Consider the following 23139-nt stretch of genomic DNA (forward strand, 5'->3'; position numbering starts at 1 on the left):
AGAAGGGTTTTAAAATCCTTCTAAATTCTGTTTACTAGTATATTGTATACTACCTTTCTTTAAGTTTGGTTCTTGTTTTACCAGGTTTGTTAAAATTTTTATCCAACAATATTGTAAAGCAAGTACCTTCTGTAGTATCACTCTCCAGATGCACATATCCACCGTGAGCCTCTGCTACCAGTCGAACCAGGGTAAGACCCATTCCCCAACTGTTCAAATTTATATTATTTTGAGATTGATCTTTTCTTAAAAACTGAAATATTTCTCCTTGTCTATCTTTAGGAATAGGAGAGCCATAATTACGAACAGAGATTTTTACACTCTCTTTAAGGTCTATCAATTTTAAAATAATTGGAGTTTTATAAGAGCCATATTTAACAGCATTAGAAATTAGGTTTTCTAATAATCGCCGAATTGCTATTTTATCAAAAACTCCGGTAATATCATGAAGATCTCCTTTACATTCAAAAGAATGAGAATAAATGTCAATGGCATCTGTATAGACATCTTTAACAACTTGTGTGATGTTCTCTTCTGTAAAGTTCATCATCATACCTTGTCCAGCTTTTACTGAGATAGAATCCATAAGCCCCTCAATAAGGCTGAGTGCTTTTGTTACGCTTTTTGACGCAGTTCCTTTCATGGTATCAAACCATTCTTCACCCTCATCATATTCCATTAGATCGAGAGAAGTCTTTGCTGCCGATAGCGGATTACGAATATCATGAGCCAGAGTGCCGATGAGTTTATCTTGCATCTCAGATAAGGCTTTTGAAAATGATTCGACTGAGTTCAATATTGCAGTTTCAATTAGATATTTTAGTAATTCACCTACCTCCAGGGTATACACTTCATTTTTAAGTAAAGTAGCGGTAAGAGTCTTATGAAAAACAATATACTCATGAACGATTTGACTTGCTGTATAATTTGACGAAGACGCTCTGTGCCGCCCGTGTTCTATACTATTTTCTAGTATTTCTTGATACTTGTCATCGGTCTGAGCGTCTATCAATGTCTTGCGACGCGACATTACTGTTGATATATCTTTCATTAAATTAGGGAGATGATCATAGAGTGCTATTTCTGAAAGATTAATTGAGGCAGGAACTTCCTTTGTTACCTCTTCTTCCCAAAGCTCCATAATTTCTAAAACTTTACTATTGATCACTTCGGCTGCAGGTTTCATAATTCATTTGTTTATGTAAGTTGATTACTATATTGTACTAAATAGATGATTATGAATATCCCTAAGTTTTTAGAGTTTCTAGTGATCTTTCTAAAATTCAAATTGTATTCGCCAGGATTAGTTTACAAAAATTATTGATGATTGTTAGTTCGAATAGCGTTCTGCAGAGCATATAGCTTCTTATATTCATTGGGTGAAATAGTGTACATTTCTTTAAAAATTTTAGAGAAATAACTTCTACTGCTCAATCCTATCGAATACACAATTTCTGAAACGGTAAGTTTGGTAGTTTCTATTAATTCTCTTGATCGTTCCAGTCGGGCTTTGGTAATAAAACGAGAAACCGTCATGCCGTATAGTTGTCTAAACCCCATTTGCAACTTCCTTGGAGTAAGTCCGGAAAGACTGCATAGTTTTTCTATACCTAAATTTTGTTCTAATTTTTGTGATATGCTTTCTGAAAGGTTTATAATTTTATTAATCTCCTTACGAGATAATGCTGAAGAAATTTGGGGATTATTGATTTCTTCATCGTGATCTTCCAGTTGAGTTAGTAGGATCTGAAATAGAGTAGATTCTGTAATCAGGCGACCAGGCAAACCACTTTTTCTATTATCAATGAGTATTCTAACATATTCTGCGGTTATGGGACGTATCCTCCCAAAGAACTGATAATTTTCTTTGTGCTCTAGTTGCGTAAAAATATCAGAGAGATAGGTTTGCAGGTATGTACTTTGCGATAATTTATTTTGTTGCAAATCCTCTTCCGTAATATAAATAAAACTAATTTTTAGTTTCGTACCACCTGGTAAAATAATTCGGTTTTCTATATTATTTTTATCTAAAACGATTACGTTTTGTTGGGTATTCACGGTATGCATTGCGTTTCTTCCCCCAAATTGGTAATCAAATTGACCGCATAAGCAATATACAAAGTAAACTGTTGAAGAGGTACTGTTTTTAAGTGTGAACTCAAAAGAATCCGAAAACGTTATATCATAGGTAATACAGGAAAAACCAGAAAAAATTTGAAAAGCAGAAATTCTGCCTTTTGCTAAATGATTGTTGACCTGAAGTATTGAAAATCCATAACCTTTTTTAATTGTCGCATTTAATAATTGGGAAAAAGAATCAATAATGTCAAAGGCATTATTACTATAACTATTAATCATTAGTGTTTTGTTATGGATAAGGTCATATTCAAAGGTATTTTATAAAACACCTACTACCAAATCTTTAGCCTTTTTGACTGATTATTTTAACATTTAGGATTTATTATACTACTGTACTGGATCGTACGTTCAAATGACACGATAGGGGAAAATTTATAAGTGATACCGGCATCATTATTCATATTCTAGTATACCTTGGGAAGATAAAACTGTTACAAAATTTTGTATAACCAAAAAAACTTCGATGTAATAATTGTAAGGCATTAACCTTTGATTAAATAAAAAATGACGATGCATAATAGGTTTAGGGATTTTCACTCTAATTGGTATGCCAGTATAAGAAGTTTTTCATCATTCTCATATATATTGTCTAAATGTAGTCTAAAAACTTTGGACCCCTCGTGGTTATTTATTTTTTTCGACAACCTAACTATAGATTCATAAATTGCTATATTATGATGTATGATTTGTTGTAAAAAGAAAACGATTCCATAAAGCAGAGTTATACCATCATTCTTTTTATCTAAGAATGTGTTCATATTATTGATGATACTATGCAAAGTGCTCTGTACGTTACTTTTTTGTAATTTTTCTTTTTGTGATAATAATAGTTCATATTGCTCCATTAATTTGGAATTATCATTAATTATGAATCCGATAAGGTCCTTCACTTGCTTTTTTGATATTTTATTAAGTAGTTCATTCAGTGCTTTTTTAGTTATAATTTCATCACAGTAGGTCGATGTTAGTAATTCTTTATAAAAGAAAATTAATGTATCATTTTGAGGATTTAATTCCATATCTATAATTCTTTGTAAGATAATGTTCTATATCTTTAGGGTTTAGAAAAGTAATCTATTATAAATTCATTGAGGTAGTTGCACTCATCAATTATTTTTCTGGTGTAATCAATACTACATATATTAAAATCCTCACACTATTCAATATAATGGCAAAACAAACTAAAGAAATCTTAATTGATGAAAAAGATATTATAGGGGTTTTAAAAAAAATCAGTAGAAAAATCAAAGGATCCATCACTCAAAAATGGGGAGAATTTTATCTGAATGTAGATAATGAAATAGCCAAAGGCGAGATTCGTGCAGTATATTTAGAGAGTGGTATATCGCTCATAATTTTTGATATTATTTTTTTTCAAGAAGTTCTATTAGAGATTGAGGTCACCTATAGAAATCCTTTATATTTTCTGTATTGTCTGCGAGGCACAGTAACCCATAGAAGAGATAAAACCGCTAGCGAAAACCAAATCGACCGATATCAAAATGTAATATTTGCGAGTAGCTGTGAAACCCAGAATTTCGTAAAATTTCCGCTTAACAAAAAGTTGAACATTAACAATATACAAATAGGTAGAAAAGAATTTTCAAGTCGAAAATTGAGTCAACTAAAAATGCTGAATGCAAAATTAAGAGAAGTTTTTTTGGATATCAAAGAGGAAGATGATTTTGAATATTTTGGTGAAATTAATTTAGAATTAGCAGATAATATAGAAAAGATAATTAATTTAAAAGAAGAAGGAGTTATACGGTTATTGATGCTAGAAGGATTGGTATTCTATTCACTTGCCCAGCAAATCAAATTCTACAATAATGATATAGAAGGAATTAAACTACCTTATCGATTGTCAAATCATGAGCTTGAAAACATTAGAGAGACCGGTCACTTTATTATAAAGAATTATAATATGGCGTATACAGTTAAAAATTTATCTTTAAAGACGGGTATAGATCCCAAAAAACTCCAGACTGGATTTAAGTATTTATTTGCCAAAACAGTTGGAGAATTTATAAGAGATGTAAAACTAGAGGAAAGCTGTAGATTGATTCGAGAAGCAGAATTATCGATTTCTGAGATAGTATATAAGATAGGCTATAACAGCAGGAGTTATTTCTCCAAAATATTTAAAGAGCGTTATAACCTCTTACCTAGTGAGTATGCTCTTAAAACCAAGAAAATCTTAAAAGAATTAGAGGATTAAAATAGCGTAGTTTATATGCTAGCTGTACATTACAAGTAAAGAGATATATAGGTAAATTGAATTCTATATACGTTAAAGATTAGCGTGATTGCGTTAGGTACACATACTGATGTAGTGTAGTTTTGAACATTACTAATTTAAAATACATATATGTCTTTGCTAACTATCATTCTTAATATTTTATTACCACCATTAGCTGTATTTCTTAAACACGGTTTAGGCGGCACATTTTTAATAAGTATTCTTCTTACATTAATAGGCTGGATACCTGGGGTGATTCACGCATTTATTGTAAATGATTAAATTGAATAACCACTATGGATTTCAAATCTATAGTTTTAAAGACAAAAGAATGAAATTCTTTACTAATATTATTTTAATATCCAATTACCTTTCTCTGAGTTGGGTTTATCCTTATGGTGTTCCAGATATTCCTGAACCATTTCATCTGTTATTTCACCTGTACTCCAGGCACCGTAACCAACTGACCAAAAGTGTTGCCCCAGTATTGCTTTTACAATTTGGGAAATTCACGTTGTAACATTCGAGATGAACGACCCTTCAACTTTTTTACCAAAACACTTATATTCAAAGATGGAGGATATTCAATATGCATATCAATGTGATCCTTACTCACAACACCTTTCAAAATTTGAACATTCACCGAATTACATATCTAGATTAACAAATCCCGACAGCGCAATGTTGGATATCACCCTGTAAAACAGTGTAACGATATTTCGTTGCTCAAACAATATGGCAACTCAAATTGGTTATTGAATGAGAATTCTTTCGGCAATTGAACATTCAACAAAACTGAAACATTATAGAAACTAAAGTAACTGCAATAAAATTGCAGGATTTTAACCTCTAACTAGAAAATAAAGAACCATGTATAAAGACGCGGTTTCTTACTTGATGTGACCGTGGAGGGATTAACCAACGTTGATCCCATTACACTCACTGCTGCAAATACAAAACTAGCAAAGCTACCGCTTTACAGTTTTTGTTACTCTCCAAAGGTTCAAAACTTTTGTTTTGACCTTTTCCGAATAACAAAAACCTGCAATTACATTGCAGGTTTTGTGCTTGATGTGACCGTGGAGGGATTCAAACCCCCAACCCTCAGAGCCGAAATCTGATGCGCTATTCAGTTGCGCCACACGGCCAATGTGTAATTGCTAAGACAATTTATTTTTTACAATAGTCGAAATGGTTTTACCATCGGCTTTACCTGCCAATTTCGAAGATGCCATTCCCATCACTTTTCCCATATCCTTCATCCCCTCTGCCCCTGTTTCTGCAATTATAGCTTCAATTACCGCTTCTATTTCCTCTTCGCTCATCTGCTCTGGTAAAAATTGTGCTATAACTTTGGCTTGCTCTAACTCGGGCTTGGCCAAATCCTCTCTACCTTGCTCTGTAAAAATAGCAGCACTATCTTTGCGCTGTTTTACTAGTTTTTGCAATAATTTCAATTCTTGATCTTCTGAAAGTTCTTCTTTTGCACCACTTTCTGTCTGAGCCAACAAAATAGCCGACTTAATAGCTCGTAATGAAGTTAAGGCATTGGCATCTTTGGCTTTCATTGCCTCCTTCATTGCGGTCATTACTTCTGCTTGTAAACTCATTGATGTAAATTTTAAACTTTCGGATTGCGAATATAAAAAATAAACCGATAATCTATAGATAGTTTATCAGTTATCTTGTTTGTCGAGAACTAAATTACTCTATATTCAGCATATTTAAAAAGACATTGAATTCAATATTTAGAAATACGCTCTTAACTTCTACGACAAGTACCTTAGAAATTATAATCCTTTAATAACGATGCTAATACTTTGTTTAACCGGGTTTAATCTACATTATCATGTAAAAAAGAATTGTTTTTTCTAAGCTGAATATCGTCATTCCCATCGGTTCCTAATGAAGTGCGAGACAAGCCCGAATCTTCGGGTTTGGCATCTACATCAATTCCTGCACGCTTGTAGGCAGGTTCTTTTTCAATATCGTCTATCTTATTGGCACTATTTCTGAATTTGTAATTAAATTCTTTCATTTTCTCGCGACGTTCTGCTGCTCTGGCTTTTAATGTTTCAGAAATAGGTTGGTTAATGGGATCTACATTTCCTGTAATTTTGGGTTCTGTATCAGGCGCTACCGTTTTCTTTTCAAAAATCACTTCTTCATCTTCTTCTATTACTTCTGGTTGTGCATTGGTCAATCTTTTTTCTTCTTCCATATAATCTTCGAGACTATATTTACGCACACCTCCTGATATTGTTTCATTAGCAGGAATAACCTCTATGGGCTCATTAACTTCCATATCGAGAATATCATCACTTAGATCAAAAACGATAGGCTGCTCTTCTTCTATTTTTTCAGTATCTGAATTTTTTGCGGTATCAAAAGTATCCTGGCGATCTTTATTCCCACCTTCAACAGGCATATCAAATGCTAGTGAAAACTGATCTTCTTTCTCTTCTGTTCCTTCTACTTCTTTTGCATCATTCACTTCAATTTCTTTAATAATATCTTGCGCATTGATAATCACAAAATCATTATCTGCAGAAAAAGCATCTACAACCTCGTAGTCAACATTAATATTTTTCAAAAGATCTGTGGTCGCGATCAATGGTTCATCGGCTTCCTCTTTTTCATCAATTAATTTGTGTTTAATGACCGAAGGCTTTTCAATCTCTTCCTTTTTGGGTAAAGGAGATAAGATAGGAGTACTTTTACCTGTAGATTTAGGAGTTAAATCCTGTACTGCAGCACGTTGCTCGTCTTCTAATGTGTGAATAATTTTCTTGGTTTCTGTATTTACAATTTCATCCTGTTGCTCTACATCAAATCCAGTAGCTATAACGGTTACAGAGATTGCGTCTTCCAGGGAGTCATCTTCTCCGACACCCATAATGATATTAGCGCCATGTCCTGCTTCTTGCTGAATGTGATCATTAATCTCACCTATCTCGTCGATAGTGATTTCTTCTCTTCCGGATACGATTAAAAGGAGTACATTTTTCGCTCCGGTAATTTTATTATCGTTGAGTAATGGAGAATCTAATGCTTTTACTATCGCGTCATGAGCACGTTTATTACCAGAGGCATGAGCAGACCCCATAATTGCAGTACCGCTATTGCTAAGAACAGTCTTAGCGTCACGTAAATCTATATTTTGAGTGTAATGATGTGTAATTACTTCGGCAATACCTCTTGATGCAGTTGCTAAGACTTCATCTGCTTTTGAAAAACCAGCTTTAAAACCAAGATTACCGTAGACTTCTCTTAATTTGTTATTATTAATCACAATCAAAGAGTCGACATGTGCACGAAGTCTTTCTACACCTAACTGGGCCTGTTCATTTCGCATACGCCCCTCGAACTGAAAAGGTATGGTTACTATACCTACCGTAAGAATATCTAATTCTTTTGCCATTTTTGCAATGATAGGCGCAGCACCGGTACCTGTTCCCCCACCCATGCCGGCGGTAATAAAAATCATTTTGGTATTGGTATCCAGCATGGTTTTTATTTCTTCATAACTCTCGACAGCCGATTGTTCTCCAACTTCTGGATTGGCACCTGCCCCGAGTCCTTCTGTTAAAGAAACACCAAGCTGGATTTTATTTGGGATAGCACTATTCTCTAACGCTTGCGCATCTGTATTACAAATGACAAAATCAACACCTTTGATCCCTTGTTGAAACATATGATTGATAGCATTGCTACCTCCTCCTCCTACTCCGATTACTTTGATAACATTGGATTGATTTTTTGGTAAATCGAACGCAATGTTTTCGAATTCTTCATTATTACTCATAATTGCTAATTTTCTGGTTCTCCTACTTTTCTTTCTATATGTGACTGTTCACTTATGAACATTTCCCTTCTTTTTATTCTGCGTTATCTAGAAACTCCTTGAATTTTTCAGTCCATTTTTCTAGAATATTCTTTCTAGGCTTAAGATCAATACCCGTATTTTCTTCTTCTAATACATTCGTATCAGAGCTTTCTACTTGTTGAGCAGCTTTTGTGCTTTCCAAAGCCTGTTTTTGTATTGTCTTTTTTTGTTTCTTGATATGCACCAGACTATCCATAACCAATCCAACAGCGGTGGCGTACATGGGACTAGTCGTTTCTGCATCACTATTACCTGCCAAATGCTCATTTGGATACCCTATCCTGGTATCCATACCGGTAATATACTCGACCAATTGCTTAAGGTGCTTCAATTGCGAACCTCCTCCTGTTAAGACAATACCCGCAATCAGCTTTTTCTTTGGAGATTCATGCCCATAATTTTTAATCTCCAGAAATACCTGTTCGATGATCTCTACCACACGGGCGTGGATGATCTTGGATAAATTTTTAAGCGTAATTTCTTTTGGCTCTCTTCCTCGCAGACCAGGAATGGATACAATCTCATTATCTTTATTTTCACCAGGCCAGGCAGAACCAAATTTTATTTTTAATAATTCTGCTTGTTTCTCAATAATTGAACATCCTTCTTTAATATCTTCGGTGATTACATTACCTCCAAATGGAATAACAGCTGTATGACGAATAATACCATCTTTAAATATGGCAAGATCTGTTGTACCACCTCCTATATCGATTAATGCTACACCTGCTTCTTTTTCTTCCTGGCTTAGTACTGCATTTGCCGAGGCTAGAGGCTCTAGCGTTACATCAGACAACGCCAAGCCTGAGCTTTTTACGCATCTGCCAATATTTCTAATAGACGTTACCTGTCCTACAACCACATGAAAATTGGCTTCTAACCTTCCTCCATACATTCCAACAGGCTCTTTTATTTCGGCTTGACCATCTACCTTGTATTCTTGCGGAAGTACATGAAGAATTTCTTCTCCTGGTAACATCACCAGTTTATGTACCTGATTGCATAATTTTTCTATATCGTCTTCATCAATAACCGCATCTGCATTAGGTCGTGTGATATAATCGCTATGCTGTAAACTTCTAATATGCTGACCTGCAATACCTACAGTAACATCTGTAATTTTCATCCCCGAAACACTTTCTGCTTCTTGCACAGCTTGTTGTATGGATTGTATGGTTTGGGTAATATTATTCACTACCCCACGATGCACCCCCAGACTTTTGGATTTACCTACACCCAAAACTTCCATCTTTCCGTATTCATTATACTTACCGACCATAGCAACAATTTTTGTTGTTCCTATGTCTAAACCCACTGCTATTTCATTATCTTCTCTTTGCATAATGGTATTATTTTTTTGTACACACCACTTGATTACTAAATTGTAAACTAACCCTTTTATACATATCGAGGCTCTTATCCTTTAGTGCCTTTTGATAAAATGCCTTAAAATTGTTAATCTTACTTATAAGATGCTCTATTTTCCCAATAACTACTTTAAAAGAATATACTCTAAGTTCTAATTCGTAGTGTTTTTTTACATTTAGGTGCACTCCCACTACATGCTTTTTTAAAAACTCGTCATTCTGAATTTTTTTCAGCAAAGGAAAAACTTCTGAAATCTCTCTTTCTGAAACGTTATGTACCAAAGGTACGTGTGCCGAATAACTATCAGACAAAGGCATTGTGTTTCCCGTGATATCTACATAAAATGGAGTAACTGCATTCACCCTGGCAATAGGGGTACGTTGTTTAATTCTAGCTCTAAGCTCCCCATTTACAGTTAAATACACATCAGAATGCTCGATCATTTTGTGTGAATCCAGCGTTTGCTCTACCCTATTCAAAACTAAAATTTCTTTACCCACGCTCGTCACTCTTCCTTCATTTTGTATTAACAATTTATTAACCGCGAGTTCATTTATATAGGGATCTTGTTCTTCTATAAATTCTATATGCACTTCTCTAATTTTTCTTTGCTGATTTCGCTTGCTTGTGAATGCAAATAATATAACTACCAAAGCAATTAAACCTATAAATTTCAAGTATATAAGCATCCTCTTCTTCATGATAATAAAGCTTCTTTAATTCTACCAACTTCTTCTCCTATATCCCCTGCCCCTATAGTTACAACAACCTCTGGGTTATTTTGTAAAATCTCACTAACCAAATTCTCTTTTGAAACTAGCATTTTTTGTTTGTTACTAATCATTTCTAATAACCAGCCTGAAGTTATCCCGGGTATGGGAAATTCTCTGGCAGGATAAATATCCAATAGCAATAGTTGATCAAATTGACTTAGACTTTTTGCAAAATCTACAGCAAAATCTCTGGTTCTACTATACAAGTGAGGCTGAAAAACGGCCAATACCTTTTTACTGGGATGCATTTCTCGAACCGCCTGATGCAGTGCATCAATTTCTGTAGGATGATGTGCATAATCATCTACATACACTATGTCGTTTGTTTTAATTTGGTAACTAAATCTACGGCGAACTCCTTTAAATGATGATAAAGCCTTTGCCAATGATGTGGTCGGGGAGCCATAGAGCATCGCAATAGCAAAGGCTGCGATAGCATTCAACAAGTTATGTCTGCCAGGCAGGTTTAAACGCAGATCCCTAATGAGTTTGTAAGGAGTATGTAAATCAAAAATATAGGTGCCATTATCTATTTTAATGTGTTGCGCACAAAAATCAGAACCATCTTCGATACCAAAAGTGAGTCCCGAAACCGGTAATCCGTTACAGACTAACAAGTATTCTTTTGCTCGCGATGTAAATTCTAGAAAAGATGCTTCAAGCGCATTGGCTTTTTCATAGATATCCAGGTGATCTGCATCCATCGAGGTTATGGCCGCAATATCTGGATATAATTGTAAAAAAGATCTGTCGAATTCATCGGCTTCTACCACTACAACCTCATCACCTTCCATAATAAGGTTAGAGTTATAGTTTTCACTTATACCACCCAAAAATGCCGTAACCTCTACTCCGCTTTCTTTTAGCAAATGTGCCAAAATAGCCGTTGTTGTAGTTTTACCGTGTGTTCCTGCCACCGCAAGGGTATACTTATTTTTTGTAATCAAGCCGAGCATTTCTGCCCGTTTTTGTATGCAAAATTTTTGCTTTTGAAAATAGACAAGTCCTTTATGATCTTTCGGAATCGCAGGTGTATAGACAATAAGAGTTTCTTTTTTGTTTAAGAATACCTTCGGAATTGTATTTACGTTATCCTCAAACTGAATTTCGATACCAGCTGCAATTAAATCTTTAGTAATATCGGTTGGCGTTTTATCATATCCTCCTACGGTTTTACCTAAAAACTTTGCATAACGAGCGAGTGCACTCATGCCGATACCTCCAATACCGATAAAATAAACATTTTTTATATGTTGTAACTCGTTATTCATCCGTTCGTAACAGCATTGCTTTTTATCAAGCGTTCAATTTCATCAACTATAGTCAAAGTTGCATTAGGTAACGCCAGATTCTTAATATTCTTAGACAATTCCCTTTGCTTTTTCTCAGACTGAAAAACCTCTAGAAATACATCGTCAAAAACCGTGTGTAATTCACTTTCCTTCAATAACACTGCCCCATCTTGATCTAAGATTGCCTTTGCATTTTTTGTTTGATGATCTTCGGCTACATTAGGTGAAGGAATGAAAAGAACCGGTTTCCCAACGATACATAATTCTGAAACCGAACCTGCTCCAGCTCTTGAAATTATAATATCTGCGGCAGCATATGCAAGATCCATAGTGTCTAAAAATGGATGCACTTGCACATTTGTTCTGGTATTGTATTTTTTGTATTCTTTGTAATACAGCTTGCCACATTGCCAGAGTACTTGAATCCCAAGTTCAGTAAAAAAATCTAATTTTTGTACGATCAGTTGATTGATTCTTCGAGCTCCCAGGCTTCCTCCTAAAATCAACAACGTTTTCTTACCAGGGTCAAGATTATACTTTAGTAATGATGCTTCTTGCTTACTCTTTATTTCTAATATATCTTGCCGAACAGGATTTCCTGTTTTTACAATTTTATCTTTCGGAAAAAATCGATCCATACAGTCATAAGCCACACAAATTATAGTTGCTTTCTGTGCCAACCATTTATTCGTGATCCCCGGGTAAGAGTTTTGTTCTTGAAGCACAGTTGGAATATTTCTAGAACCTGCTATCTTTAGTAATGGTCCGCTGGCAAACCCCCCCGTTCCAATTACTATATCGGGTGTAAAATTTTTAATTATTCTTCTTGATTTCCAAAGGCTACTTATCAATTTAACAGGAAACATAAGATTGCTTATGGTGAGCTTTCTTTGAATACCACTAATCCATAATCCTATAATTTTGTACCCGGCTTGTGGTACTTTTTGCATTTCCATACGATCCTTTGCACCTACGAACAAAAAAGAAGCATCGGGATATCTATTACGCAGCTCATTAGCAATAGCAATCGCAGGATAAATATGTCCTCCTGTACCTCCACCAGATAATATGATTCTCAACTTTTTATTCATACAGCTTCTCGTAATACTTCTAGAGGATTTTCTTCATTTTCGCTATCCAGTAATTCTTGCTCTATACTCATCTCTCGCTTACTACTTACACTAAGAACAATCCCAATAGCAAGACAAGTCATCCATATCGACGTACCCCCGCTACTAATTAAGGGAAGCGTTTGCCCGGTAACCGGAAATAATTCAACAGCAACTCCCATATTAATCAACGCCTGGAATACTATAGGAAGCCCCACACCAATGACTAGCAATTTCCCGAAAGTATCCTCGCTTTTGTGCGCAACAACGACTAATCTAAACAGCAAAAACATGTACAAGAGCATTAAAAATACGCCACCTACAAATCCCCATTCTTCAATAATGATGGCATAAATAAAATCTGATGATGACTGTGGTAAAAAATTTCGTTGTACACTTTTTCCAGGTCCTGTACCTATGATGCCTCCTCTTGCAATCGCTATTTTAGCGCGTTCGATTTGATAATCCCCAGGTGTATCTTTTTCATCAACAAAATTTTCAATTCTACTTACCCAAGTATCTACTCTATTGGGGAACATCCCGGGAAATGCTTTGGCAAATAGCATAAAAAACACCAATACCAGAAAACTCGATCCTAAAATTGTAGCTATGTATTTCATAGGATATCCCCCAAGAAAGACGAGCATAATCACCATTGAAAATACGATAGCGGCGGTAGAGAAATTTGCTGGCAGAATAAGCATTAATATCAAAAATACCGGAAGCCAAAGTGGTAGTACACTTTCTTTAAACGACACCTTTTGATCTTTTATTTTTGAAAGATACCGAGCTACATATGCCATAAGTACAACAGCTGCCAAAGTAGATGTTTGAAATGTCACCCCCACAAAAGGAACACGAATCCATCTACTGGCATTTGCACCCTCTACAGTAGTATTTTGAGCCATTGTTGCCAGTAGCAATACTAGAACGACAGGTATCATAATAATTGAAAGTCCTTTAAAATAATGATATGGTATTTTATGCACTCCATACATAATTAAAAAACCTAGAACGAGATGTGCAAAATGTTTTATTAAGAAACTAAAGGTATCTCCGTCACCATACAAGTATGCCAGATTACTACTCGCACTATACACCGGCAAAAAAGAAAATAATGCCAACAGGGCGGCCACTGCCCATATTACTTTATCACCTTTTATATTTTTGAGTACTATTGTCATCTGTTATTTTAAGTATTACTATCGTAGTTTTCTATCAATATCCTATTGTACTAATTATCATTTGGTTGTTTTATAATTCTCTAACTGCTTCTTTAAATTGTCTTCCGCGTTCTTCATAATTTTTGAACAGGTCAAAACTTGCGCATGCCGGGGATAAGAGAACATTCTCATTTCGCTCAGCGATTTTATAGGCAATGTTTACGGCTTCTTTCATAGATTGCGTTTCAGAAATAGCATCTACACAATTTCCGAAAGCATTAATAATTTTGGTATTGTCTACACCCAAACAGATAATAGCCTTCACTTTTTCATTCACCAGCGCATATAATTCTGAATAGTCATTTCCCTTATCTATTCCACCAACAATCCATATAGTAGGAGATTTCATGGCATCCAGCGCATAAAATGCTGCATTTACATTGGTCGCTTTTGAATCATTGATATATTGTACATTATTGATCTTAAGCACATTCTCTAGTCTATGTTCAACTCCGTGAAAATTTTCAAGACATTCTCGAATCGTAGTCTTTCGAATTTTTAGTAATTGTGAAACCGTGGCTGCGGCCATCGCGTTTTTCACGTTATGATTGCCCTTTAGCGATAAATCTGTTGTTGGCATGATGAATTTGTTGTTATCTATGGTTATTTTTATTTTTCCGTTTTCTAAACATGCTCCATTTTTCACTTCTCTTCGTAATGAAAATGGTAGTAATCTTGATGGAATGGGATACTTTTCTAAATACGTTGTTATCACTTCATCATCTGCATCATAAATGAAATAATCCTGTTCGGTTTGATTCATTACGATCCTGAATTTTGAAGCGATGTAATTTTCAAAGTTATATTCGTATCGATCCAGATGATCTGGAGTAATATTGAGCAATATTGCAATATGCGGAGCAAAATTTTGTATGCCATCCAATTGAAAACTACTAAGCTCAAGCACATAATAGGGAGCATCATTTTGCGCCACTTGTTTGGCAAAGCTGTCTCCGATATTTCCAGCCATATTCACATGAAGTCCACCGTGCTTTAATACATGATGTGTAAGCATGGTAGACGTTGTTTTGCCGTTACTGCCTGTTATACCCACAATTGAGGCATTTGTATAGCGTGCGGCAAATTCAATTTCAGAAATCACCGAAGTTTTCTGAGCCTTCAATTGTTGTACGATTTCAACTTTATCAGGAATACCCGGACTCTTCATTACTACATCTGCATTTAGAATCTTGGGCGCTGTGTGCTGCTCCTCTTCCCATTCAATTTCAAAATTTCTAAGAACTTCTTTATAATGATCTGTAATCATTCCGTTGTCAGAAATAAAAACATGGTATCCTTCTTTTTTACCAAGAATTGCGGTTCCTACGCCACTTTCTCCTGCTCCCAAAACCACTAATCGATTTCTGGTTCCTGTTTCCTGGTTTCTGGTTTCTTTCTTCATAAACTCTTCAATCCAAAATCATACATCTTAAATCCTACCTTACTTTTAATGTAATCACAGCGATAATGGCCAAGAAAATCCCAACGATCCAAAACCTGGTCACGATCTTACTTTCATGAATTCCTTTTTTTTGATAATGATGATGTAAAGGAGACATTAAAAATATTCTTCTACCTTCTCCAAACTTCTTTCTTGTATATTTAAACCAACTTACCTGCATCATCACCGACAAGGTTTCGATAAAAAATATGCCACATAAAATGGGGATTAAAAATTCTTTACGAATCGCTATTGCTATTACGGCTATTATTCCGCCAATCGTTAAACTACCCGTATCCCCCATAAAAACTTGAGCGGGATAGGTATTGTACCACAAAAAGCCAACTAACGATCCTGCAAAAGCTGTTATAAAAATGGTCATCTCTCCCGAATTTGGAATGTACATGACGTTGAGATAGTCTGAAAAGATGATATTCCCCGAAACCCATGCAAAAAGCGCCAGTGCAAGCACGATAATGGCAGACGAACCTGCAGCCAAGCCATCAATCCCATCAGTGAGATTAGCACCATTGGATACTGCTGTAACAATAAATATGACGATCGGTATAAAAATTAACCATGCGTACTTTGTCATATCCGGACTTATCCAGGTGATTAAATCTGAATAATCAAACTCATTATTCTTAAAAAAAGGAATGGTAGTTTTTGTGGATTTAACAGCAGGATAAAAATCTGCACTTTCATTATTAGATCGTTCTACAATCACAGTATCTGCATTTGCTTTTTCCTGTCTTACCGTAATGTCTTCATGAAAATACATGGTGCAACCTACGATAAGGCCTAAACCTACCTGACCAATTACTTTAAATTTTCCTGCCAAGCCTTCTTTATCTTTCTTTTTAATTTTTAGAAAATCATCTGTAAAACCGATGACACCCATCCATATCGTGGTCATAATGAGCAAAATCACATAAATGTTATCGAGTTTCGCTAGTAAAAGAACAGGAACCAGTGTAGATAAGATGATGATGATCCCACCCATAGTTGGTGTTCCCGCCTTTTCACTTTGACCTTCTAGACCTAACTCACGTATACTTTCCCCCAGTTGTTTTTTTTGAAGAAACCTTATGATTCGTTTACCATAGATCGTAGAGAGCAACAACGATACTATGATAGCAATTGCCGCTCGAAAGGTTATGAATTGAAATAATGTAGCCCCAGGGAACTGGTACTCATTTTCCAAATATTCGAATATATAGTATAACATAAATCACTACCTTTTTGCGACGCATACCTTATGGTGCATCGAGGGTTTACTTGTTTAGCTTTTTTAACTCTTCTTTTACAATGATAAAATCATCAAAATCGGCTCGTTTTCCATTAATTTCCTGATACGTTTCATGACCTTTACCGGCTATGAGGATGATATCATTTTTTTCTGCTATTTGACATGCAGTTTTAATGGCTTGTTTTCTGTCTGTTATTGATAATGTTTTTTTATAATCCTGCGGCTCTACCCCTTTTTCGATATCTTCAATAATTTGATTAGGGTTTTCTGTTCTAGGGTTATCACTAGTAAATATGGCTTTATTGCTTAATTTTGCAGCGATATTTCCCATCACCGGTCGTTTAATTTTGTCTCTATCTCCGCCACAGCCCACTACTGTGATTAAAGTTTCATTATTTGTACGAATGTCATTGATAGTTTCTAATACATTTTTGAGTGCATCAGGGGTATGCGCATAATCGACTATTGCTGTAATTTTTTCTTCGGAAATTAAATATTGAAATCTACCACTTACACTTTGTAGATCACTAATAAGCTGTAGCGTTTCTAATGTTTCTAATCCCAGCAACTCTGAAGCTGCAAAAATTGCCAGTAAATTATAGGCATTAAAACTACCAATAAGCTTGGTCCATACTTCATGATCATTAATCTTTAAAAGCAAGCCTTCTAAGTTATTCTCTAAAATTTGCCCTCTATAATCAGCATATGATTTTAACGCATAACTATATTGTTTTGCCTTAGTATTTTGAAGCATAAAAGCTCCATTTTTATCATCACCATTGGTTAAAGCAAATGCATGGGCCGGTAACCCATCAAAAAAAGCCTTTTTAACGTCTCTATACTCTCTAAATGTATTATGATAATCCAGGTGATCGTGAGATAGGTTTGTAAAGATACCTCCCGCAAAAGTAAGCCCATCAGTACGCTTTTGGTGAATACCATGAGAACTCACTTCCATAAAGCAATATTCTACTCCGGCGGCATTCATTTCTTTGAGATAATAGTTAATGGTTAAAGAATCAGGTGTGGTATGCGTAGCTTCATACTCCTGGGTATCTACTAAAATTTTTACTGTAGAAAGTAGTCCTACCTTGAAACCTGCTTTTTGAAAAAGCTGATAGAGTAACGAGGCGATAGTTGTCTTCCCGTTGGTACCTGTTACTCCTACTAATTTTAGATTATCTGAAGGGGAACCAAAATAATTAGAAGCCATAATGGCCAAAGCAGATTGTGTGTTTTCAACTACAATATACGTAACACCGTTAACTTGTACATCGGGAATTTTTTCGCAAACTATTGCGCTTGCGCCCAAATCTATGGCTTTCTCAATAAAATCATGCCCGTCTGATACCGTTCCGCGTATGGCCACAAAAACAACGTCTTGAACAACTTTTCTAGAATCAAATACTATCTTATTGATTTTTAAGGTGGTACTGCCCACGACAGCATTCATAGCAACTTTATATAATATGTCTTTTAGTTCTATCACGATAATTCTAGTCTAACTATTTCGTTCCTTTTAACTTTGGTACCTGGTGCGATGGATTGTTTAGCTACCTTGCCTGCGCCTTTTAGTTCGACTTTTAGTCCCATATTCTCTAAAAGAGAAATTACATCCATCGCAGGCATCCCTTTTACATTGGGCATTATGGTTTTATACTTTTGGGCATTTCTAAAGTATTTTTCATAACTATTCCCCACAGACTTACTTTCTGCAACTGCATATGAAACCTCATCGATTACAGGTATATCGTTATATATTTTGGTAGCAATAGTTTTAAAAACAGGAGCAGCAACCTCGCTGCCATAATACCCCTTCTTTTTATTAGGTTTATGAATAACCACAATACAAGAGTAGATAGGTTCTTCTGCAGGAAAATACCCTGCAAAGGATGATATATACTCTCGTTCTTTATCTTTACCATAGTTACCCCAACACGTCCCTGTTTTTCCTGCAATTAGAAAGTTATCACTCTTAATATTGTCTGCTGTTCCTCTTTTAACTACGTTTACCATCATTTCCTGGACAATTTTGGCCGTTTTTTTCGAACAAATTGTCGGATTGATAATTTGTTTATCAAATCGCTCTCTTGTTTTATTCCAGGTTTTTACTTCTTTAATAAATCGGGGTTTTACCATTTCCCCATCGTTGGCAATTGCATTGTAGAAGGCTAATGTTTGTAACGGTGTAATTGCAACACCGTAGCCATGAGCCATCCATGGTAATGTAGTACCATACCAATCTTTATCTCCCGGGTATGGAATTTTAGGCACACCTTCGCCTTTGATTGATAAATCTAGCGTTTCCCCTAAGCCCATATTGATGAGACGATCCACAAATTTTCTGGGGTTATCTTTATAGTTTTGATTAATCATTTTTGCAAAAGCTGTGTTTGACGAAAGTTCAAAAGCTTTTGCTGCAGAAATTTTACCATAGCCACCCCATTTTGAATCTCTTACAATTCTATCATAAAATTTCACCCTACCATTCTCTGTATCGATTACATAGCTAGAATCTATAACCTTATCTTCTAAGGCAGCCACCATGGTCATTAATTTGAATGTAGAACCCGGTTCGTGCGACTCTCCTACGGCATAATTCAATTTTTCATAATATTTGCCGGCTCGAGTTCGACCTAAATTAGATATTGCTTTAATCTCTCCGGTTTTGGTTTCCATCACCACAACAGTTCCGTGCTCGGCCTCAAATCTCTCTAATTGACCAAGTAGTGCGTGATGCGCAATATCCTGTATATTTACATCGATCGTAGAAACAACATCAAAACCATCTCTAGGTTCTACTTCGTTGGCATCTCCTATAGGTTTCCATTGATTTTTTGCAATTTTTTGCTTTTTTCTTTTACCTTCTTTTCCTCTTAAAAATGGACCGTATGCTCCTTCTAAACCAACTCGGGTATAATAGCCGTTTTCATCCCTTCTTTCATAACCTACAGTACGTTCTGCAATTTTGCCAATAGGATGCTCTCTAACCGTAGTTTGCTCAACGATGAAGCCACCGCGATTTGCACCAAATCGAAATAAGGGAAACTCTTTTACCCGCATATATTGAGAATACCCAATATTTCTACGAATTAACAAATACCTATTTCTATTCGCTCTGGCCGTTCGAATTAATTTATCATAGTAGGTTACTGGTTTTCCAAACTCTTTGGAAAGAGATTGACACAGTGGCTTTACAAACTTTCTAAAATCCTTATCAGTAACCGTAAGAGCATCAAATCTAATCGTATATTTAGGTACCGAGGTTGCTAATAGGTTACCTTTACTATCATAAAGATTACCACGATTAGCAGGAATATCAAATGTTTTAAAAACTCTTTCTTGCGCTTTTTTTCTATAGGCGTCGCCTTCTACAAATTGTATGTTGACCAATTTTATCATTACGACAATAGCAAAAATGAATAGACAAGCTGCTACAAAATACAATCGATTTAATATGTTTTTTTCTTGTATGGCCAACTGCTACTGTTTTACTATTATTTTTTGAGGGGGCGTAGTAGGTCGCTTTAATCCCTCTTGTGTCATTTTTCTAATTATGGAAGATTCCATTTTGAGCTTCATCAATTCTGTTTTTCCGTCTACAAATTGTGTTCTTAGTTCTCGTACTTCATCATTCAATTTCGCGATTTTATGCACTTTACTTTCTGCATTATGCGAGCTAGCAATCATAATAATTGCCAAAAACGAAAGAAATAGGAGCATCCTCCAATTTTTCATCGCATCATCGGCGATGAGAAACTTTCCTTTTAGTATGTCATAAACCGTTTGTTTCATACGTTTAAATCTGTTTATATTTTTTGTTTCTTAGTTGTCAGATGGAATCGCCATATCATCATATCGGCGGGTATCATCTTCATTGTTATGGCTTATTTCATACGCGCATTTATATTCTTTCAGCTACTCTTAATTTTGCGCTTCGCGCCCGATTATTTATTTCAATTTCTTGAGGAGAAGGAACAATAAATCCCCCAACTTTTTTGAAAGGAACCGATACATTACCATATAAGTCTTTCTCGGGTTCTCCTTCAAACATTCCATTTCTTATGAATCGTTTTACAAGTCTATCTTCTAGAGAGTGATAAGAAATCAAACTTATCCTACCGCCTTTATCCAATAATTCTAAAGTCTGTAACAAAAATTCTTTTAAAACTTCTATTTCTTGATTTACTTCAATTCGTATCGCCTGATAGATTTGTGCCAATAGCTTATGCTCTTTATGTTTAGGCAAAAAAGGGCGCAATATTTCTTTTAAAGCTTCACTGGTTTTTACAGGCTTTTCATTTCTGGCTTCAACTATGCTCCTGGCCAGTTTAGGAGCGTTGCGCAATTCGCCATACGTCAAAAAAACAGTTCGCAGTGCTGTTTCTTCATAGTTGTTTACGACTTCGTAAGCCGAAAGTGTACCTTTTTGATCCATCCTCATATCTAGATCAGCATCAAAGCGCGTTGAAAAACCTCGCTCTGCAACATCGAATTGATGAGACGATACGCCAAAATCACCTAAAATGCCGTTTACCTTCTTAATTCCGTAGAACCTAAGAAAGCGTTTGATGAACCTAAAATTTTCATTGATCAAAGTAAACCGATCATCTTTGATCTCATTGGCTAAAGCATCCTGATCTTGATCAAACGCAAATAATCTACCTTGTGCATTCAGCCTTTCTAAAATTGCTCTAGAATGACCGCCACCACCAAAGGTTACATCAACGTACACCCCATCGGGCTCAATTGCAAGTCCGTCTACGGTCTCTTTTAGTAACACTGGATTATGATATTCGGTTTGCTTCATATCTTATTTTCCTATCCCACTCAAAACATCGATATTGATGACTACAGTTTCAATCATTTTATTATCATTTTAGGGGTAACTCTTCATCTAACCCCATTACCTCTTCCGCTAAATCTGCAAAATCTACAGTATCTTCATCGATGGTTTTCTCGTACTGATCTTTATCCCATATTTCAATAATATTTACGGCAGAAGACAATACCAATTCTTTAGTAATACCCGCAAAACTTATTAAATCTTTGGGTATCAACAGGCGACCAGTACTATCAATTTCTACAACTTTGACTCCTGCAGTAAATCTTCTAATAAAATCATTATTCTTTTTTTTAAAACGATTTAGTGTATTGATTTTTTGCATCAAAAGGTTCCATTCTGCCATAGGATATAATTCTAAACACGACTGAAACACCGACCTTTTTAACACAAAACCTTCTTGCAACACGGGCGAAAGTTGTTTCTTAAAAGCCACAGGTATCATAAGACGCCCTTTGGCATCAGCTTTACATTCATATGTACCGATTAGACTTACCACTTTGTATTCCAAAACGTTTAATTAGTCAAATATATTGAAAAATTTACCACAATTTACCACAATTTACCACATTGTTAATAAGTTGTGGTCTGGAAACACCACGTATTGGCATCAAAAATTTTAAAAATTTGTCTTTCAATGCGCTAGCTCGAAGCTCATAAAATTTCGAATTTGATAGTTTAGAAAACCTGTTTTAGGTATGAAAATGAATTCTTAAAATTCATGCTGTAGTATTGATAAAAAATCTTTAAACTAATTATGAAAATGCTATATTTGCTTTTAATTCTTGTAAGAAGTATTAATGAGGCACGAATTACAAAAAGACGGAAAATTTAGGTATCTAAACGTTGGAGAAGGCACACCAATCATCATTTTACACGGACTGATGGGTGGTCTAAGCAACTTTGAAGGTGTAGCCTCGTATTTTCCAGAACATGGGTATAAAGTACTTATTCCTGAACTTCCCGTATATACTTTACCGCTGATAAAAACAAAGGTGAGCACCTATGCCAGATATCTCAAAGATTTTATCGAGCAAATGGGGTATGGTGATAAAGAGGTTATTCTTCTTGGAAATTCTCTGGGTGGTCATATTGCGTTGTTATGCACCAAAATGTATCCTGAAAAGGTTAAGGGTCTCGTTATTACTGGCAGCTCGGGATTATATGAAAGTGCTATGGGAGAAAGCTATCCTAAGCGTGGTGACTATGAATATATAAAAGCAAAAGCTGAAAATGTATTTTATGACCCCGCTATTGCTACCAAAGAGATCGTTGATGAGGTATATGCTACAGTTAATGACCGTAATAAACTTATTAGAACCTTGGCTATTGCAAAAAGTGCCATACGACATAATATGGCAAAAGATCTTCCTAAAATGCATACGCCAACCTGTATTATTTGGGGTAAAGATGACAATGTAACACCACCCGAAGTTGCCGACGATTTTGATCGATTATTACCTGATTCAAATTTGTACTGGATTGATCAATGCGGGCACGCCGCCATGATGGAGCATCCTGAAAAGTTCAATGCGCTATTGCACAACTGGTTACAAGAACGAAATTTCTAAATACTA

20 protein-coding genes, 1 tRNA gene and 1 pseudogene are annotated in these 23139 nt (G+C 35.5%); 3 read left to right on the top strand and 19 right to left on the bottom strand.

What is annotated here, in order from left to right; all coding sequences use genetic code 11:
* Nucleotides 1-49: 49 nt before the first annotated feature.
* From J8281_RS15940 to J8281_RS15950, 3 genes are all read right to left on the bottom strand, one after another.
* On the bottom strand, nt 50-1186 hold the full coding sequence (locus J8281_RS15940; RefSeq protein WP_210198650.1) for a sensor histidine kinase KdpD: 1137 nt from the start codon (nt 1184-1186) through the stop codon (nt 50-52).
* A gap of 131 nt (nt 1187-1317) precedes the next feature.
* Nucleotides 1318-2358 carry an AraC family transcriptional regulator gene (locus J8281_RS15945; RefSeq protein ID WP_210198651.1) on the bottom strand — a complete coding sequence of 347 codons (1041 nt, stop codon included), beginning with the start codon at nt 2356-2358 and terminating at the stop codon, nt 1318-1320.
* A gap of 314 nt (nt 2359-2672) precedes the next feature.
* Nucleotides 2673-3158: a DUF892 family protein gene (locus J8281_RS15950; protein ID WP_210198652.1), complete on the bottom strand. Its 486-nt coding sequence runs from the start codon at nt 3156-3158 to the stop codon at nt 2673-2675.
* A 149-nt stretch (nt 3159-3307) separates the two neighbouring features.
* Here J8281_RS15950 and J8281_RS15955 point away from each other — a divergent pair, with 149 nt between their 5' ends.
* Together J8281_RS15955 and J8281_RS15960 are read left to right on the top strand one after the other, a co-directional pair.
* Nucleotides 3308-4357 carry an AraC family transcriptional regulator gene (locus J8281_RS15955; RefSeq protein ID WP_210198653.1) on the top strand — a complete coding sequence of 350 codons (1050 nt, stop codon included), beginning with the start codon at nt 3308-3310 and terminating at the stop codon, nt 4355-4357.
* A 150-nt stretch (nt 4358-4507) separates the two neighbouring features.
* Nucleotides 4508-4660, top strand: coding sequence for a YqaE/Pmp3 family membrane protein (locus tag J8281_RS15960; protein WP_210198654.1), 153 nt, complete (start codon nt 4508-4510; stop codon nt 4658-4660).
* A 68-nt stretch (nt 4661-4728) separates the two neighbouring features.
* Here J8281_RS15960 and tnpA read toward each other — a convergent pair.
* The 16 genes and pseudogenes from tnpA to mraZ all read right to left on the bottom strand — a co-directional run bounded on the left by tnpA (nt 4729) and on the right by mraZ (nt 22061).
* Nucleotides 4729-5164: pseudogene (tnpA, locus tag J8281_RS15965) on the bottom strand (IS200/IS605 family transposase).
* 288 nt (nt 5165-5452) lie between these two features.
* Nucleotides 5453-5526, bottom strand: a tRNA-Arg gene (locus tag J8281_RS15970).
* A 12-nt stretch (nt 5527-5538) separates the two neighbouring features.
* Entirely contained in the window at nt 5539-5988 is a 450-nt protein-coding gene (locus J8281_RS15975) for a GatB/YqeY domain-containing protein (RefSeq protein WP_210198655.1), read from the bottom strand.
* A gap of 224 nt (nt 5989-6212) precedes the next feature.
* Nucleotides 6213-8183, bottom strand: coding sequence for a cell division protein FtsZ (ftsZ, locus tag J8281_RS15980; protein ID WP_210198656.1), 1971 nt, complete (start codon nt 8181-8183; stop codon nt 6213-6215).
* 73 nt (nt 8184-8256) lie between these two features.
* Complete coding sequence (gene ftsA, locus J8281_RS15985; protein ID WP_210198657.1) at nt 8257-9606, bottom strand: cell division protein FtsA; 1350 nt, start codon at nt 9604-9606, stop codon at nt 8257-8259.
* 7 nt (nt 9607-9613) lie between these two features.
* Entirely contained in the window at nt 9614-10333 is a 720-nt protein-coding gene (locus tag J8281_RS15990; RefSeq protein ID WP_246849138.1) for a cell division protein FtsQ/DivIB, read from the bottom strand.
* Nucleotides 10330-11676 (bottom strand): UDP-N-acetylmuramate--L-alanine ligase, encoded by a 1347-nt coding sequence (gene murC, locus J8281_RS15995; RefSeq protein WP_210198658.1) that lies wholly within the window; start codon nt 11674-11676, stop codon nt 10330-10332. The genes J8281_RS15990 and murC overlap by 4 nt, the downstream gene beginning before the upstream one ends.
* The gene (gene murG / locus J8281_RS16000; protein ID WP_210198659.1) at nt 11673-12788 is read right to left on the bottom strand and encodes an undecaprenyldiphospho-muramoylpentapeptide beta-N-acetylglucosaminyltransferase; all 1116 of its coding nucleotides are present in this window, start codon (nt 12786-12788) and stop codon (nt 11673-11675) included. Before murG ends, murC begins: the two co-directional genes overlap by 4 nt.
* On the bottom strand, nt 12785-13990 hold the full coding sequence (locus J8281_RS16005) for an FtsW/RodA/SpoVE family cell cycle protein (RefSeq protein WP_210198660.1): 1206 nt from the start codon (nt 13988-13990) through the stop codon (nt 12785-12787). Before J8281_RS16005 ends, murG begins: the two co-directional genes overlap by 4 nt.
* Before the next feature lie 70 nt (nt 13991-14060).
* A complete protein-coding gene (gene murD, locus J8281_RS16010; RefSeq protein ID WP_210198661.1) occupies nt 14061-15431 on the bottom strand; it encodes a UDP-N-acetylmuramoyl-L-alanine--D-glutamate ligase in 1371 nt (456 codons plus the stop codon).
* Between the two features lie 34 nt (nt 15432-15465).
* A complete protein-coding gene (mraY, locus tag J8281_RS16015; protein WP_210198662.1) occupies nt 15466-16698 on the bottom strand; it encodes a phospho-N-acetylmuramoyl-pentapeptide-transferase in 1233 nt (410 codons plus the stop codon).
* A gap of 46 nt (nt 16699-16744) precedes the next feature.
* Complete coding sequence (locus J8281_RS16020) at nt 16745-18208, bottom strand: UDP-N-acetylmuramoyl-L-alanyl-D-glutamate--2,6-diaminopimelate ligase (protein ID WP_210198663.1); 1464 nt, start codon at nt 18206-18208, stop codon at nt 16745-16747.
* Entirely contained in the window at nt 18205-20199 is a 1995-nt protein-coding gene (locus J8281_RS16025; RefSeq protein WP_210198664.1) for a penicillin-binding protein, read from the bottom strand. The genes J8281_RS16020 and J8281_RS16025 overlap by 4 nt, the downstream gene beginning before the upstream one ends.
* Nucleotides 20200-20202: 3 nt before the next feature.
* Entirely contained in the window at nt 20203-20514 is a 312-nt protein-coding gene (locus J8281_RS16030; RefSeq protein ID WP_210198665.1) for an FtsL-like putative cell division protein, read from the bottom strand.
* A gap of 109 nt (nt 20515-20623) precedes the next feature.
* Nucleotides 20624-21529, bottom strand: a complete 906-nt coding sequence (rsmH, locus tag J8281_RS16035; RefSeq protein ID WP_210198666.1) for a 16S rRNA (cytosine(1402)-N(4))-methyltransferase RsmH — start codon at nt 21527-21529, stop codon at nt 20624-20626.
* A 64-nt stretch (nt 21530-21593) separates the two neighbouring features.
* Nucleotides 21594-22061: a division/cell wall cluster transcriptional repressor MraZ gene (gene mraZ, locus J8281_RS16040; RefSeq protein WP_210198705.1), complete on the bottom strand. Its 468-nt coding sequence runs from the start codon at nt 22059-22061 to the stop codon at nt 21594-21596.
* A 301-nt stretch (nt 22062-22362) separates the two neighbouring features.
* Between mraZ and J8281_RS16045 the strand changes: the two genes are divergently transcribed.
* Entirely contained in the window at nt 22363-23133 is a 771-nt protein-coding gene (locus J8281_RS16045) for an alpha/beta fold hydrolase (RefSeq protein ID WP_210198667.1), read from the top strand.
* The last annotated feature ends 6 nt before the right edge of the window (nt 23134-23139 follow it).

This window comes from Aquimarina sp. U1-2 (assembly GCF_017897595.1).
GTDB lineage: Bacteria > Bacteroidota > Bacteroidia > Flavobacteriales > Flavobacteriaceae > Aquimarina.